The 15560-nt window shown below is 72.0% G+C and carries 13 protein-coding genes; all 13 read left to right on the forward strand.

Going from position 1 to position 15560, the window contains the following annotated elements:
• The first annotated feature begins 122 nt into the window (after positions 1-122).
• Positions 123-1814 (forward strand): alkaline phosphatase D family protein, encoded by a 1692-nt coding sequence (locus ACGF0J_RS06545; RefSeq protein ID WP_393142579.1) that lies wholly within the window; start codon positions 123-125, stop codon positions 1812-1814.
• Positions 1815-1911: 97 nt separating this feature from the next.
• Positions 1912-2490, forward strand: coding sequence for a pyridoxal 5'-phosphate synthase glutaminase subunit PdxT (gene pdxT, locus ACGF0J_RS06550; protein ID WP_393142581.1), 579 nt, complete (start codon positions 1912-1914; stop codon positions 2488-2490).
• A gap of 3 nt (positions 2491-2493) precedes the next feature.
• The gene (locus ACGF0J_RS06555) at positions 2494-3246 is read left to right on the forward strand and encodes a YebC/PmpR family DNA-binding transcriptional regulator (RefSeq protein ID WP_393142583.1); all 753 of its coding nucleotides are present in this window, start codon (positions 2494-2496) and stop codon (positions 3244-3246) included.
• A 70-nt stretch (positions 3247-3316) separates the two neighbouring features.
• The gene (locus ACGF0J_RS06560; protein WP_393142585.1) at positions 3317-4927 is read left to right on the forward strand and encodes a hypothetical protein; all 1611 of its coding nucleotides are present in this window, start codon (positions 3317-3319) and stop codon (positions 4925-4927) included.
• A 12-nt stretch (positions 4928-4939) separates the two neighbouring features.
• A complete protein-coding gene (gene eis, locus ACGF0J_RS06565) occupies positions 4940-6151 on the forward strand; it encodes an enhanced intracellular survival protein Eis (protein WP_393142587.1) in 1212 nt (403 codons plus the stop codon).
• Positions 6152-6298: 147 nt separating this feature from the next.
• Positions 6299-6907 carry a crossover junction endodeoxyribonuclease RuvC gene (gene ruvC / locus ACGF0J_RS06570; RefSeq protein ID WP_393142589.1) on the forward strand — a complete coding sequence of 203 codons (609 nt, stop codon included), beginning with the start codon at positions 6299-6301 and terminating at the stop codon, positions 6905-6907.
• Positions 6908-7026: 119 nt separating this feature from the next.
• Complete coding sequence (gene ruvA, locus ACGF0J_RS06575) at positions 7027-7647, forward strand: Holliday junction branch migration protein RuvA (RefSeq protein ID WP_393142591.1); 621 nt, start codon at positions 7027-7029, stop codon at positions 7645-7647.
• A 115-nt stretch (positions 7648-7762) separates the two neighbouring features.
• Positions 7763-8794, forward strand: a complete 1032-nt coding sequence (gene ruvB, locus ACGF0J_RS06580; RefSeq protein WP_393142593.1) for a Holliday junction branch migration DNA helicase RuvB — start codon at positions 7763-7765, stop codon at positions 8792-8794.
• A 212-nt stretch (positions 8795-9006) separates the two neighbouring features.
• Complete coding sequence (gene yajC, locus ACGF0J_RS06585) at positions 9007-9486, forward strand: preprotein translocase subunit YajC (RefSeq protein ID WP_393142595.1); 480 nt, start codon at positions 9007-9009, stop codon at positions 9484-9486.
• 127 nt (positions 9487-9613) lie between these two features.
• Positions 9614-11398 carry a protein translocase subunit SecD gene (gene secD / locus ACGF0J_RS06590; protein ID WP_393142725.1) on the forward strand — a complete coding sequence of 595 codons (1785 nt, stop codon included), beginning with the start codon at positions 9614-9616 and terminating at the stop codon, positions 11396-11398.
• 1 nt (position 11399) lies between these two features.
• On the forward strand, positions 11400-12380 hold the full coding sequence (gene secF / locus ACGF0J_RS06595; protein ID WP_393142597.1) for a protein translocase subunit SecF: 981 nt from the start codon (positions 11400-11402) through the stop codon (positions 12378-12380).
• Positions 12381-12473: 93 nt separating this feature from the next.
• On the forward strand, positions 12474-12998 hold the full coding sequence (locus ACGF0J_RS06600) for an adenine phosphoribosyltransferase (RefSeq protein WP_393142599.1): 525 nt from the start codon (positions 12474-12476) through the stop codon (positions 12996-12998).
• A 175-nt stretch (positions 12999-13173) separates the two neighbouring features.
• On the forward strand, positions 13174-15360 hold the full coding sequence (locus ACGF0J_RS06605) for a RelA/SpoT family protein (protein WP_393142601.1): 2187 nt from the start codon (positions 13174-13176) through the stop codon (positions 15358-15360).
• Positions 15361-15560 lie beyond the last annotated feature (200 nt).

Consider the following 15560-nt stretch of genomic DNA (forward strand, 5'->3'; position numbering starts at 1 on the left):
GAAACACCGACAAGGGCGACATCCACCAAGGATGTCGCCTTTTTCGTGTCGAATGATGTTCACCGATCTGTCATGGAGCTCCGTCAAGCTACGGGACGAACCCCTCGCCCCAGGAGCCCCCCATGTCCCAGTTGAACCGGCGGCACTTCCTCGTCACCGGGCTGACCGCCGGCGCCGCCGCGGCCCTGCCCGCCACCGCGGCACACGCCGATCCCACCCCCGACGCCACCACCACCGAGACCGCGCGCGACCTCGCCTCGCGCGGCCTGCGCGCCGACCCCTTCACCCTCGGCGTCGCCTCCGGCGACCCCGACCACGGCGGCTTCGTGCTGTGGACGCGGCTCGCCCAGCAACCCCTCGCCGAGGACGGCCTCGGCGGCATGCCGCGGCACCCGTTCGCCGTCCAGTGGCAGGTGTACGCCGACGAGCGCGCCCGCCGCGTGGTCCGCGCCGGCATGGCCGTCGCCGCCCCCGAGTGGGGCCACAGCGTGCACGTCGAGGTGGACGACCTCAGCTCCGACCGCGACTACTGGTACCGCTTCCGCGTCGGCCCGTACCTGTCGCCCCTCGGCCGCGCCAGGACCGCGCCGCACCCCCTGTCGTACGGCGGGGCGCTGTCGATGGCCTTCGTCTCCTGCGCCCAGTACGAGCACGGCCACTTCACCTCCTACCGCAGGCTCGCCGAGGACCACCCCGACCTGGTGCTCCACCTCGGCGACTACCAGTACGAGTACACCCGGGACACCTACACCATCCCCGGCGGCAACGTCCGCCACCACGAAGGTCCCGAGACCGAGACCCTCGCCGGCTACCGCCAGCGCCACGCCCAGTACAAGACCGACCCCGACCTGCAGGCCGCGCACGCCGCCGCGCCGTGGCTGGTCGTCTGGGACGACCACGAACTCGACAACAACTGGGCCGACGAGGTGCCCGAGAAGCCCGAGGTGCCGCAGCCAGGCTTCCTGTCCCGCCGCGAGGCCGCCTTCCGCGCCTACTACGAGAACATGCCGCTGCGTCGCACCTCCATCCCGCGCGGCATCGACATGCAGCTCTACCGGCGCGTCCGGTGGGGCAGGATGGCCACCTTCCACATGCTCGACACCCGCCAGTACCGCGACGACCAGGGCTGCGGCGACGGCTACCGCGACTGCCCCGCCGCCGTCGACCCGGCCCGCTCGATCACCGGCGCCGAGCAGGAGGCGTGGCTGCTCGACGGCTTCCGCCACTCCCGCGCCCAGTGGGACATCCTCGGCCAGCAGGTGTTCTTCGCCCAGCGCGACAACAACGCCGGACCCGCCAAGGTCACCAGCCAGGACGCCTGGGACGGCTACGCCGCCTCCCGCCGCCGCATCACCCAGGGCTGGCTCGACGCCGGCGTGCGCAACCCCGTCGTGCTCACCGGCGACGTGCACGCCCACTGGGCGGCCGACCTCAAGCTCGACTACGACGACCCGACGGGCCCCACGGTCGGCTCCGAGCTGGTCACCACGTCCATCTCGACGGGCGGCGACGGCGCCGACTCCGACCCGGCGACACACCCCTTCCTCAAGATCAACCCGCACCTGAGGTTCTACAACAACCAGCGCGGCTACGTCCTGACGACCATCGACCGTGACCGGCTCACCGCCGACTTCAAGGTGGTGCCCCAGGTGCGCGTGCCCGGCTCCGGCGTCCACACCCGGGCCACGTACGTGGTCGAGGACCGCGTGCCGGGCGTCCAGCAGACCTACCTGCGCCCGCTCGACCCCGCGCTGCGCGCCCTGCCCGGCGTCACGGCCGAGGACACCGTCCGCCTGGAGACCGAACGCCCCTGACGTCCGCTTCCGAGGCACGCGGGCACCTGACGGAAGACACCACGCCGTTCTGGTGTTGAATGGTCGGCGACCCCGGCACCAGAACGGAAGGACCACCGTGCCCACGATCGGTGTACTCGCACTCCAGGGAGACGTGCGCGAGCACGTGCGCATGCTCCGGGAGGCGGGCGCGACGGCCATCCCCGTGCGCCGCCCGGCCGAGCTGGAGGCGGTCGACGGGCTGGTCGTCCCCGGCGGCGAGTCGACCACCATGTGGAAGCTCGCCGAGACCTTCGAGCTGCTCCAGCCGCTGCGCATGCGCGTCAAGGAGGGCATGCCCGCCTACGGCTCCTGCGCCGGCATGATCATGCTGGCCGACCGGATCGAGGACGGCATCGAGGGCCAGCAGACCATCGGCGGCATCGACATGGTCGTCAGGCGCAACGCCTTCGGCCGCCAGGTCGACTCCTTCGAGGCCGACCTCGACTTCGCCGGAGAGCGGGTGCACGCCGTGTTCATCCGCGCCCCGTGGGTCGAGTCCGTCGGCGCGGACGTCGACGTGCTGGGCAGGGCCGAGCCGGGGGATAGGATCGTCGCGGTCCGCCAGGGGCCACTGCTCGCGACGTCGTTCCACCCCGAGCTGACCGGGGACACGCGCGTGCACCGTTACTTCGTAGACATGCTGAGGGAGCTCTAGGTAATGTCCGGCCACTCCAAATGGGCGACGACGAAGCACAAGAAGGCCGCGCTCGACGCCAAGCGCGGCAAGTTGTTCGCGAAGCTCATCAAGAACATCGAAGTGGCGGCCAGGACCGGTGGCCCCGACCCCGATGCCAACCCGACCCTCTTCGACGCCATCTACAAGGCCAAGAAGAACTCCGTGCCCAACGACAACATCGAGCGGGCGCGCAAGCGGGGCGGCGGCCTGGAGGCCGGCGGCGCCGAATACCAGACCATCATGTACGAGGGCTACGGGCCCGGCGGCGTCGCCGTGCTCATCGAGTGCCTCACCGACAACCGCAACCGCGCCGCCTCAGAGGTGCGCGTCGCGCTGACCCGCAACGGCGGCTCGCTGGCCGACCCCGGCTCGGTGTCCTACATGTTCAACCGCAAGGGCGTCGTCATCGTGCCGAAGAACGGCCTCGACGAGGACACCGTGCTCATGGCCGTCCTCGACGCGGGCGCCGAGGAGGTCAACGACCTCGGCGACGGCTTCGAGGTCGTCTGCGAGGCCGGCGACCTGGTGCCGGTGCGCAAGGCGCTGCAGGAGGCGGGCATCGACTACGACTCCGCCGAGTCCAGCTTCCTGCCCACGATGAGCGTGGCGCTCGACGAGGAGGGCGCCCGCAAGGTGTTCCGGCTCGTCGAGGCCCTGGAGGACAGCGACGACGTGCAGAACGTCTACGCCAACTTCGACGTCTCCGACGAGATCATGGAGAAGCTCGACGCCTGACGCGACACGCCGCGGCGACAGACGGTTGTTCCGTGGCAGGGCGGCGGCGGGCCGCGTAGGGTCGGGCGACGTGATCTCCCCCATCCCTCCTCGACCCCCGTCCCCCGCGCTCGGCTGGCTGCTCCTCATGCCCGCCTTCGTGGGCATGCTGATCTCCCTGGTGCTTCCCAGCGTCCAGACGGTCCTGCTCAGCTTCGAATCGGGCGGGGCCCTGACGCCCAGCACCCCCGCGGGTCTCGACAACTACGACCGCCTCCTCGGCGCGGGCGGCCCGTACGGGGCCGCGCTGGGCTTCTCGCTGTCCCTGGTGCTCCTCCCGCTGCTCGTGGCGCTGGTCGCCGGCCCGCTGCTGGCCCTGGCCCTCGACCGGGCGGGCGGGCTCGTCCGCCGGACGGGCGTCGTCGTCCTGTGGCTGTCGCTGATCGTGTTCTCGCCCACGGCCGTGGCCGCCTCGTGGCTGCGCGGGCTGCGGCCCGCCGAGTCGGGCGTGGTCTCGCTGGTCAGATCGCTGGACGACCCCGCCACGGCGCCCGGCGCGCTGCGGCTCATCGTCGCCGCGGCGACGTTCGGCGTGGTGTGCGCGCTGGCTGTGACGGCGTTCCTGCCGGCGCTGCGCGGCGGCACCCCCGGCCGGGCCGTCCTGGCGGTGGCGGGCGTCGTCGTGCTCGCGATGCCGGCCGCGGGGCTGCAGGCGTTCACCCTCGGTGTCGCGCTGACCCGCGGCGGCCCGCGCGGCGCCACCCGGACGGCGGCCGGCCTGCAGTACGACTACGGGTTCGTCGCCGCCCAGCCCGGCCTGGGCGCCGCGGCGGCCACGGTCACCGGGCTCCTCCTCGGAGTCCTCGGAGTCGCCGCCACGGTCGTCGCGGTGACGAGCCGCATGCGCCTGTCGATCACTCCGCGGCCCGGCGGCGGCGCGAAGGGCGGCTCGCCGGTGGCGGTCGCGGCGGGCGTGGCCGCCCTGGTGGCCGCCGTCGCGGTCACCCTGGTGCTCACCTGGCCATGGCTGTCCGCCCTCACCGAGCCCGCCGCGCCCGCGGGCACCGGGCCGCGCACCCAGGTCAACACGTGGGTGCCCGCCCTCGCCGGCGCCGTGGTCTCCGTGGGCACCGCCTACCTCGCCGCCCTCGGCATCGGAGCCCTGCGCCCGCTCGGCCGCCGCAGCGAGTGGCTGCTGCTGCCGTTCGCCCCCTGGCTGTTCGTGGGCGTCGGCCCGCTCAGCGTCGCCGGCTGGAGCAACTTCCGAGGCATGCGCCTCCTCGACACCTTCCTCGTGCTCGTCCAGCCGTTCCTCCTCAGCGTCCCGGCGCTGTTCGTGCTCACCCTGCTGTGCAAGGGGCTGGCCGAACGGACCGACCGCGACCTCCTCGGCGGGGTGGTCCTGCCGTCGCTGCCCATGGCCGGAGTCCTGACCGGCGCGGTCACCCTGGTGAACGCCCAGGACGTGCTGTGGCCCCTGCTGGTCACCCACGACCGCGGACTGGCCACCGCCCCCGTCGCCCAGCTGCTCCAGCTCACCCAGTTCGGCAGGGCCGCGGCCGACGTCGCCCTGACCACCCCGCTGCCCGTCATGGCGATCGCCCTGCTCGCCGTGGTCGCCGCCCAGTTCCGCTACCTCGACCGGCTGACGCTCACGGTGGGGGACGAGGGTCGTTCGCCGATCCCGACGACGCCCGCGTAGGGTTGTCCGACTGTGGAGATTCGCGACCTGAACCCCGACGACATCGACGCCGTCCTCGACCTGCGCAGGCGGTCGTTCGGCCCCGTCTCCGCCGCGGACGCCGACAGATGGCGACGGGCGGTGCCCCCGGTGATGGCCGAGGGCCGCTACCTCGGCGTCCTCGACGGCGACCGCCTGGCCGCCAGCGCCCGCGTCCGGGCGTTCACCCAGTGGTGGCACGGCAGGCCGCAGCCGATGGCCGGGATCGCCGGGGTCACGGTCAACCCCGAGGACCGCGGCAAGGGCGTCGGCAGCCGGCTCATGCGCGCCGTCGTCGACCGGGCCGCCGAGCTGGGTGACGCCGTCTCGGCGCTGTACCCGGCCACCACCCCCATCTACCGCGCGGCGGGCTACGAGCACGCGGGCGCCCAGCGACTGATGACCCTGCGCGCCGAGGCGCTGCGCTCCATCCGCCCCTCCGAGCCGGTGAAGCTGCGCCGGATGGGCCCCGCCGACGCCGCCGAGGTCGTCTCCGTCCTGCACCGCGCGCACGGCGCGGCCCGCGCCAGCGGCCCCGTCTCGTGGGACGAGCGCACCTGGGCGCTGTGGCTGGCCGAGGAGGACGACTTCCTCTACCTGGCCGAGGACGGCTACGTCGTCTACCGGTGGGACGGCGAGGACATCCGCGTCGTCAACCTCGTCGCCGGCTCCGCGCCGACCGCCCGCGCGCTGTGGTCGCTGGTCGGCTCCTCCTCCTCGATCGCCCAGCACGTCACCGCCCCCGTCGCGCCCGACGACCCGGTGCTCTGGCTGACCCGCGAACGTTCCAAGGAGAAGGCCACCGACGTCCGCTGGATGTTCCGGGTGGTGGACCTGGCCGCGGCCGTGGCGCGCAGGGGCTACCCGGCGGGGGTCGCCCTCGACGCGACGGTCACGGTGGATGACCCCCTGCGGCCCGGCAACACCGGCCGCTGGCGACTCCGGGTCTCCGGCGGAGAGGGTGCCGCGACCCTTCTGGAGGCCGTCACACCGGCCGCTGACGGCCCGGGGGCCGATGTCGGGGCCCTGCCGACGGCCGGCCCCTCCGAAGGCCCCAGGCTCGCGATCAACGGCTTGTCGGCCCTGTACGCCGGCATCCCCACGGCCACCCTGCGCCTCAGCGGCCTCCTGTCGGGGGACGACCGCCACGACGAGGCCCTCGACTCGGCCTTCACCGCCCGGCCGTACATGCTGGACTACTTCTAGCACCGGCGGTACGGCTTCTAGCACCGGCGGTACGGCCGGCCGGCACGGCGGCGGGCGTTTCGCGATGCGCGGGCCCCATCGGCAGGGGTAGAGTCTCGTGCCGAACACATGTTCGGCGTGGCTGTATGCCGGGGCGGAGGCGGGCGAGTGCGGGTGCTGGGCGTCGATCCGGGGCTGACCCGGTGCGGAGTGGGCGCGGTCGAGGGCCGCCCGGGCGCGCCGCTGTCGCTGGTAGCCGTCGGCGTGGTCCGCACGGGGGCCGACGAGGAGCTGGGCGCCCGGCTGGTGGGCATCGAGGCCGGCATCGAACACTGGCTCGACGAGGTGCGCCCCGACGCCGTGGCCGTCGAACGGGTCTTCAGCCAGCACAACGTCCGCACCGTCATGGGCACCGCGCAGGCCGCCGGCATCGCCGTCCTGTGCGCCGCCAGGCGCGGCCTGCCCGTCGCCCTGCACACCCCGTCGGAGGTCAAGGCCGCCATCACCGGCAGCGGCACCGCCGACAAGAAGCAGATCGGCGCCATGGTGACGCGCCTGCTGCGCCTCACCGAGATGCCCAGGCCCGCCGACGCCGCCGACGCCCTCGCGCTGGCCATCTGCCACGTCTGGCGGGGCGGCCCGCAGCACCGCCTCGCCCAGGCCGTCGCCGCCGCGAAGGCGCGCTCCCGGACCGTCGCGCCCGGCGGCCCGGCCCGCACCCCCCGGGACGCGGCGGGACCGCCCGGCGACGGGGCCCGGACTCCCGGAAGCCCGTGACGCCGTGGTCGCATCGCCCGCCGGAGTCGTGCCAGGCTGGGACGGCCACGCCGCGACGGCATCGCACCGAAGGGACGTGACACTGTGGCAGCACCGCTCACCCGGAAGGACATGACGCTGTGATCGCTTCGGTGGCCGGGAGGGTCGCGGCCGTCGCCCCCGACGGCGCGGTGATCGAGGTCGGCGGGGTCGGCATCCTCACCCACTGCACCCCCGGCACGCTCGCCACGCTCAAGGTCGGCGAGGAGACGCGCCTGGCCACGTCGCTCGTGGTCCGCGAGGAGTCCCTCACCCTGTACGGGTTCGCCACCGACGACGAGCGGGCCGTCTTCGAACTGCTGCAGACCGCCAGCGGGGTGGGCCCCAAGCTGGCGCTGGCCATGCTCGCCGTGCACACCCCCCACGCGCTGCGCGTCGCCGTGGCCGCCGCAGACCTCAAGGCACTCACCAAGGTGCCCGGCATCGGCCAGAAAGGCGCCCAGCGCATCGTCCTGGAGCTCAAGGACCGCCTCGGCACCCCCGCCGAGGCCGTCGACGCCGCGCTCAACGGCGACCGCGGGACGGCGCTCTGGCGCGACCAGGTGCACTCGGGCCTCGTGGGCCTCGGCTACTCCGCCAAGGACGCCGACGAGGCCGTCGCCGCCGTGGAGCACGAGGCCGAGGCCGACCTGGCGGCCGGCCGGCCCCTGCGGGTGGCCGCCCTCCTCAAGTCGGCCCTGCGCTCACTCAGCGTCCGATGACCGCCCCGCCGGGCGCTCCCACACGCGCCCCGACACGTGCCCGGACCGACAGCCGGACAGGCGCCCCGACAGACCCTGCGCAAGACGCCGGCAGGACGACGCGGAAGGACGAGACGTGAGCCTGGAGCGGGACCTGGTGTCCCCCGACGCCGAGGGCGACGAGCTGCAGATCGAGGCGGCGCTGCGGCCCAAGCGGCTGAGCGACTTCATCGGCCAGGGCCGGGTGCGCGAGCAGCTGTCGCTGGTGCTGGAGAGCGCCGTGCGGCGCAACCGCCCGCCCGACCACGTGCTGATGAGCGGCTCGCCCGGGCTCGGCAAGACCACCCTGGCCATGATCATCGCAGCCGAGCTGAACGCCCCGCTGCGCATCACCTCGGGTCCCGCGCTCGAACGGGCCGGCGACCTCGCGGCCATCCTGTCCACCCTCGCCGAGGGCGAGGTGCTGTTCATCGACGAGATCCACCGGATGGCGCGTCCGGCCGAGGAGATGCTGTACCTCGCCATGGAGGACTTCCGGGTCGACATCGTCGTCGGCAAGGGCCCCGGCGCCACCGCCATCCCGCTCGACATCGCGCCGTTCACCCTCGTCGGCGCCACCACGCGCGCCGGGCTGCTGCCCGCGCCGCTGCGCGACCGGTTCGGCTTCACCGCCCACATGGACTTCTACGAGGTGGCGGAGCTGGAGCAGGTGCTGCAGCGGTCGGCCAGGCTGCTCGGCCTGACACTGCCGGCCGAGGGCGGCCACGAGATCGCCCGGCGTTCGCGCGGCACCCCGCGCATCGCCAACCGGCTGCTGCGCCGCGTACGCGACTTCGCCGACGTCCGCGCCGACGGCGTCATCGACCACGACATCGCCTCCGCGGCCCTCGACCTGTACGAGGTGGACGCCGAAGGGCTGGACCGGCTCGACCGGGCGGTGCTCGGCGTGCTGCTGCGCAAGTTCGGGGGCGGGCCGGTGGGCCTGTCGACGCTCGCGGTGGCCGTGGGGGAGGAGCCGGAGACGGTCGAGGTGGTCGCCGAGCCGTTCCTGGTCAGGCAGGGACTGCTGGCCAGGACCCCGCGCGGCCGGGTCGCCACGGCGGCGGCCTGGCACCACCTCGGGATGACCCCGCCCCCCGACGCGTTCGGAGCCGCGCTTTTCGACTGATTACAGATCGGTTGCAACCGTTTCGAATAGGGAACTTCTCCGCGCGCCGAAACGCTGCCTCGTTGCCGCGTTTCGCAACAAGCGCCTACACTCCGTGGCTTGGCTGGCTGTGTAGGCTGATGGGCTGAGCGGCGCGGCCCCGACGCTACGCGTGGAATTTCCGGCGCGAGGCCGGTGTCAACCTCTTGAACGACTATGGAAGGTCGCCTCTCATGGAGCAACTCGGAAGTATCCTGCCGCTGATTCTTCTGGTGGTGGTGTTCTACTTCCTGCTGATTCGCCCGCAGCGCAAGCGGCAGCAGGAGGCGGTCAAGATGCAGAACAGCCTCTCTCCCGGCGCCCGGGTGATGACCACGACCGGCCTGTTCGCCACCGTGGTCGCCGTCGACAACGAGGACGTGGTCCTCGAGGTCGCCCCCGGCGTCGAGACCCGCTGGGTGAAGGCCGCCATCGGCCGCGTGGTGACGCCCGGCGACGCCGTGGCCGACCCCGTGGCCGACCCCGTGGCCGACCCCGTGGCCGACCCCGTGGCCGACCCCGTGGCCGACCCCGTGGCCGACCCCGTGGCCGACTCCGTGGCCGACTCCGTGGCCGACTCCGTGGCCGACGCCGACGCCGACGAGACCGCGGACGCGAGCAAGGACGACGACACCGCGGAGCGCAACGACGGACACGACACCAGGAAGCCCTGACCAGACTCCGCGACCAACCTCTATCCGAAAGAACAGACGACCAGTGGCCCGACCGACCAGCAGCCACAGTAAGCCGGGGCGCACGCTCCTGCTGCTCCTGGCGCTCATCCTCGCCCTGGGCGGGACGATGTTCCTGCAGAAGGCGTTCACGCCGAAGCTGGGACTCGACCTCGCCGGCGGCACGACGGTGACACTCTCACCCGTGACCCAGAACGGTGCGGCTCCCCCCGAGGAGATCCTGGACCGCGCGGTCAACATCATCCGCGACCGGGTCAACGGCACCGGCATCTCCGACGCGGAGGTCGCCAAGTCCGGCGACAACATCATCATCTCCATCCCGGGCGTCGGGCAGAGCGAGGCCATCAAGCTGGTCGCGACCACGGCGGAGCTGCGCTTCCGCCAGGTGCTCGCCATGGAGGCCACGCAGCTCCCGCAGGAGCTCACCACGCAGCCCGCGACGCCCAGCGCGGCTCCGTCGGCTTCGGCGTCACCTGAGCCGACGGCCTCGCCGTCGAAGTCGGCCAGGTCGGAGCCCTCAAGCCCCCGATCACCCGCCGCGGGCACTCCCAGCGCCTCTCCGACGGGCAAGGCCCTGTCGTCGGCGCTGACCGCGCAGGCGCCCGACCCCACGCCGACGGCCACCCGCGCCCGGCAGGACGCCCAGCAGCAGGACCCCAAGCAGCAGGACCCCAAGCAGCAGGATCCCAAGCAGCAGCCCGAGGACCAGCCGACGGGCCAGAAGCGGGGCCAGGACGCCAAGGCGACCCCCGCCCCGAGCCCGACGGCCACGCAGCCGCAGCAGGACTCCGGCATCAACACCCAGGGCATCGACCCGGCGGTGCTCAAGCAGTTCAACAGCCTCGACTGCGCCGACCCGAAGAACCGCGGCCAGGGCGTCCAGGACGACCCCAACAAGCAGTTCGCCGGGTGCGAGAGCGACGGCAGCTTCAAGTACGTCCTCGACGTCGCCAAGGTCGTCGGCACCGACATCGACACCGCCTCGGCCGGCGTGCGCCAGGGCAGCACCGAGTGGGTCGTCCAGCTCGACTTCAAGAGCAAGGGCGCGGGCGAGTGGAGCAAGCTCACCTCGGCCGCCTTCAACTCGCCGGAGCCGCGCAACAAGGTCGCCGTCGTCCTCGACGGCGTCGTGATCACCGCTCCCAACATCATCAGCCCGATCCCGGGCGGCCGGGCCGAGATCACCGGCGGCTTCAACCAGAAGAGCGCCACCGACCTGGCCGAGCAGCTCAAGTACGGCGCGCTGCCGCTGAAGTTCGAGCGCAGCTCGATCGACACCGTCTCCTCCACGCTGGGCCAGGACCAGCTCATGGGCGGTCTGATCTCCGGCGTCATCGGCCTCGCGCTCGTGGTCGTCTACTGCCTGCTCTACTACCGCGGCCTGGGTGTCGTGGCCGTGCTGAGCCTCGTCGTCGCCTCGATCCTGACCTACCTGGCCGTCGTCGTGCTCGGTCACAACGCCGGCTTCCGGCTGTCGCTGCCGCACATCATCGGCCTGGTGGTCTCGATCGGCATCACCGCCGACTCCTTCATCGTGTACTTCGAGCGCATCCGTGACGAGATGAAGGAGGGACGGCGCACGCTCCGTGCGGCCGTCGAGGTGGCCTGGGTTCGCGCCCGGCGCACCATCCTGATCGCCGACGCCGTCATGTTCATCGCCGCGGTCGTGCTGTACGCCCTCGCGGTGGGCGGTGTGGCCGGGTTCGCGTTCGCCATGGGCCTGACCACGCTGATCGACATCGTGGTGGTGTTCATGTTCACCAAGCCGTTCATCGCGCTGCTGGCGAGGCTGAAGTTCTTCGCCAAGGGACACCCGCTGTCCGGCATCGACGCCGAACGCATGAGCGTCCAGCCGACCGGCCCGAGCCGCCCGACCACCCCGCAGGAGGCCTGACATGGGACTGGGGCGTCGCCTCTACCGAGGCGAGATCGACGTCGACTTCGTCGGCAAGTGGAAGCTCTGGTACGGCCTGTCCGGCTTCCTGCTGGTCATCTCCCTCGCCGGCCTGTTGATCAACGGGCTCAACCTCGGCGTCGAGTTCAAGGGCGGGTCGGTCTTCTCGTTCAAGGCGCCGACCGCCACCATCGAGCAGGTCCGTGAGGGCTTCCGCGACCAGGGCGTGCACCAGCCGATCGTGCAGACGGCCGGTGACCGCTGGCGGGTCACCACCGAGACCCTGCCCGAGAGCACCAGCCTCGCCGTCCAGAACTCCATCGCCAAGGACTACAACGTCCCGGTCAGCCAGGTCGACGTCCAGTCGATCGGCGCGTCCTGGGGCGGTGAGGTGTCGCAGAAGGCGTGGATCGGCCTGGGCGTCTTCATGCTCGCGATCATCCTCTACCTGTCGATGGCGTTCGAGCCGAAGATGGCGCTGGCCGCGATCGTCGCGCTGCTCCACGACCTCGTCATCACCGCGGGCGTCTACGCCTGGTCCGGGTTCGAGGTCACCCCGGCGACCCTGCTGGGCTTCCTGACCATCCTCGGCTACTCGCTCTACGACGCGGTCGTGGTGTTCGACATGATCAAGGAAGTGACGGCCAAGCTGGGCACGACGTCCAAGCAGACCTACTCGATGGCGGCCAACAACGCGCTCAACCACACGCTGATCCGGTCGCTCAACACCTCGCTGGTCGCGATCCTGCCCGTGGCGGCGATCCTGTTCATCGGCACGACCGTGCTCGGCGCGGGCACGCTGAAGGACCTGTCGCTGTCGCTGTTCGTCGGCATGATCGTCGGCACCTACTCCTCGCTGTGCGTGGCCACGCCGCTGCTGGTCACCCTCAAGGAGCGGGAGCCGAAGTACCAGGCCATCGCCAAGCGCCTGGCCTCGCAGAGCGGCAAGGGCGCCAAGAGCGCCGCCGTGGCCAAGGGCTGACACCGGCCACCAGCGCGTCGCAGGGCGGGGGCGGTCCGGGCCGGGCCGCCCCCGCCGCGCGTCCGCGCCCCGCAACCTCCCCGAAGGAGTGCCGTGACAAGCAGTGACCTCAGCGCCCTGATCCTCGACCGGATCAGGGACGTGCCCGACTACCCCAAGCCCGGCGTGCTGTTCAAGGACATCAGCCCGCTGCTGGCCGACCACACGGCGTTCGCGGCCGTGGTGGACGCGCTGGCCGGCAGCGAACCCGTCGACAAGATCGTCGGCATCGAGGCGCGCGGCTTCATCCTGGCCGCCCCCGTGGCCTACCGGGCCGGCGCCGGATTCGTGCCGGTACGGAAAAAGGGCAAACTGCCCTCCGAAACGTTCGCGGAGTCCTACGATCTGGAGTACGGCTCCGCGACCATCGAGGTGCACCGCGACGCCTTCGCCGAGGGCGACCGGGTGCTCATCGTCGACGACGTCCTGGCCACGGGCGGCACGGCCGAGGCGACCGTGGAGCTCGTCCGCAGGGCCGGAGCCGAGGTGATCGGCCTCGGCATCCTGATGGAGCTGGCCTTCCTCAAGGGACGCGAGCGCCTGCCGGGAGTGGACGTCCGCTCCCTTGTGATCGTCTGAGCCGGACCCACGGCGGGCCAGGTTTCGCACCTGGATACACTGGGGGACCTGGACTCGAACATGAGGAGTCTGTGTGCCCCGTGAAGTGGTCGTGCCCGACGTGACCGACGCCGGCGGCGCCGAGCCTGCCGGCGGCGCTCCCACGGCGCGTCGACGGCGATTTGGGGGTGGGGCCATGAACCCGGTGCTGGAACCGCTGTTCCGGACCGTTCGCGCCACCCACCCCAAGGCCGACCTGCGCCTGATCGAGCGCGCGTACGAGGTCGCCGCGCACCACCACCGCGACCAGAAGCGCAAGTCCGGCGACCCCTACATCACCCACCCGCTGGCCGTGGCGACGATCCTGGCCGAGCTGGGCACCGACGACGAGACGCTGTGCGCGGCGCTGCTGCACGACACCGTCGAGGACACCTCCTACGGCCTCGACGAGCTGCGCGCCGACTTCGGCGACACGATCGGCTCGCTGGTCGACGGCGTCACCAAGCTCGACAAGGTCAAGTTCGGCGACGCCGCGCAGGCCGAGACCGTGCGCAAGATGGTCGTCGCGATGTCGCGCGACATCCGGGTGCTGATCATCAAGCTGGCCGACCGGCTGCACAACATGCGCACGATGCGCTACCTGCCCGAGCACAAGCGGCACCAGAAGTCCCGCGAGACGCTGGAGATCTTCGCGCCGCTCGCCCACCGCCTGGGCATGAACACCATCAAGTGGGAGCTCGAGGACCTGGCCTTCGCCATGCTCTACCCCAAGCGCTACGACGAGATCGCGCGCATGGTGTCGGAGCGGGCCCCCCGCCGCGACCTGTTCCTGCAGGAGGTCATCGAGAAGGTCTCCGGCGACCTGCGCGAGGCGAAGATCCGCGCCGTGGTCAAGGGCCGGCCCAAGCACTACTACTCCGTCTACCAGAAGATGATCGCCCGCGACGTGGCCTTCGACGACATCTACGACCTGGTGGGCATCCGGGTCCTCGTCGACAGCGTGCGCGACTGCTACGCGGCCCTCGGAACGATCCACGCGCGATGGAACCCCGTGCCCGGCAGGTTCAAGGACTACATCGCGATGCCCAAGTTCAACATGTACCAGTCGCTGCACACCACGGTCATCGGCCCCGAGGGCAAGCCGGTGGAGCTGCAGATCCGCACGCACGCGATGCACCACCGGGCCGAGTACGGCGTGGCCGCCCACTGGAAGTACAAGGAGGAGGTCGGCTCCCCGGGCCCGCAGGGCAAGGTCAAGCCGGGCAGCGACATGGCCTGGCTGCGCCAGCTGCTCGACTGGCAGAAGGAGACGTCCGACCCGGGCGAGTTCCTGGAGTCGCTGCGCTTCGACCTGTCGGTGTCGGAGGTCTACGTCTTCACCCCGCGCGGTCAGGTCGTGGCGCTGCCCGAGGGCGCGACGCCGGTCGACTTCGCCTACGCCGTGCACACCGAGGTCGGTCACCGCTGCATCGGCGCCCGGGTCAACGGCCGGCTGGTGCCGCTGGAGTCGCGGCTCGGCAACGGCGACACGGTCGAGATCTTCACCTCCAAGTCGCCCGACGCCGGGCCGTCCCGCGACTGGCTCAAGTTCGTCAAGTCCGGCCGGGCCCGCAACAAGATCCGGCAGTGGTTCTCCAAGGAGCGCCGCGAGACCGCGATCGAGGCGGGCAAGGAGGCCATCGGCCGCGCCATGCGCAAGCAGGGCCTGCCGCTGCAGCGGCTGATGTCCGGCGAGTCGCTGCTGGCGCTCGCCCGCGACCTGCACTACCCCGACGTGTCGGCCCTGTACGCGGCCGTGGGGGAGGGGCACGTCGCCGCGCAGACGGTCGTGCAGAAGCTCGTGGCCTCCATCGGCGGCGTCGAGAGCGCCGAGGAGGACATCGCCGAGACGTCGGTCCCGACGCGCCTGCAGGGCCGTCCCCGGGGCGGCGGGCCGGGCGTGGTCGTTGCGGGCGACGCCGACGTGTGGGTGCGCCTGTCCAAGTGCTGCACGCCGGTCCCGGGCGACGAGATCGTCGGCTTCGTGACCCGCGGCCACGGCGTGTCGGTGCACCGCGCCGACTGCACCAACGTCCAGCAGCTCAAGTCGCAGCCCGACCGGCTGGTGGAGGTGAGCTGGTCGCCCGGCGACGACTCGGTGTTCCTCGTGGCCATCCAGGTCGAGGCGCTCGACCGGCCCCGCCTGCTGTCCGACGTCACGCGGACGCTGTCCGACCAGCACGTCAACATCCTGAGCGCGTCGGTCACCACCTCCCGCGACCGGGTCGCGATCAGCAGGTTCACCTTCGAGATGGGTGACCCCAAGCACCTCGGCCACGTGCTGAAGGCCGTTCGCAACATCCAGGGCGTCTTCGACGTCTACCGCGTCAGCGGCGCCACCTGATCCTGCTTCCCCCTGTCACGGCACGGCCTGTCACATGTCACGGCGTGTCACGGCACGGCCGGGGAATGCGCCACCCGCCGTACGAGGCCGGGGGCTTCCAGGAAGACGCCCGCTGACCCGCGCAGGGCGGGCCGCCGTCACGGACGGCACGGCCGTCTGCCGCACCCTCGCCCGGCCCGCGCGGCACGTGAGCGGCCGAG

Origin of the sequence: Nonomuraea sp. NPDC047897, from assembly GCF_043204415.1 — a bacterium.
Lineage (GTDB): Bacteria > Actinomycetota > Actinomycetes > Streptosporangiales > Streptosporangiaceae > Nonomuraea.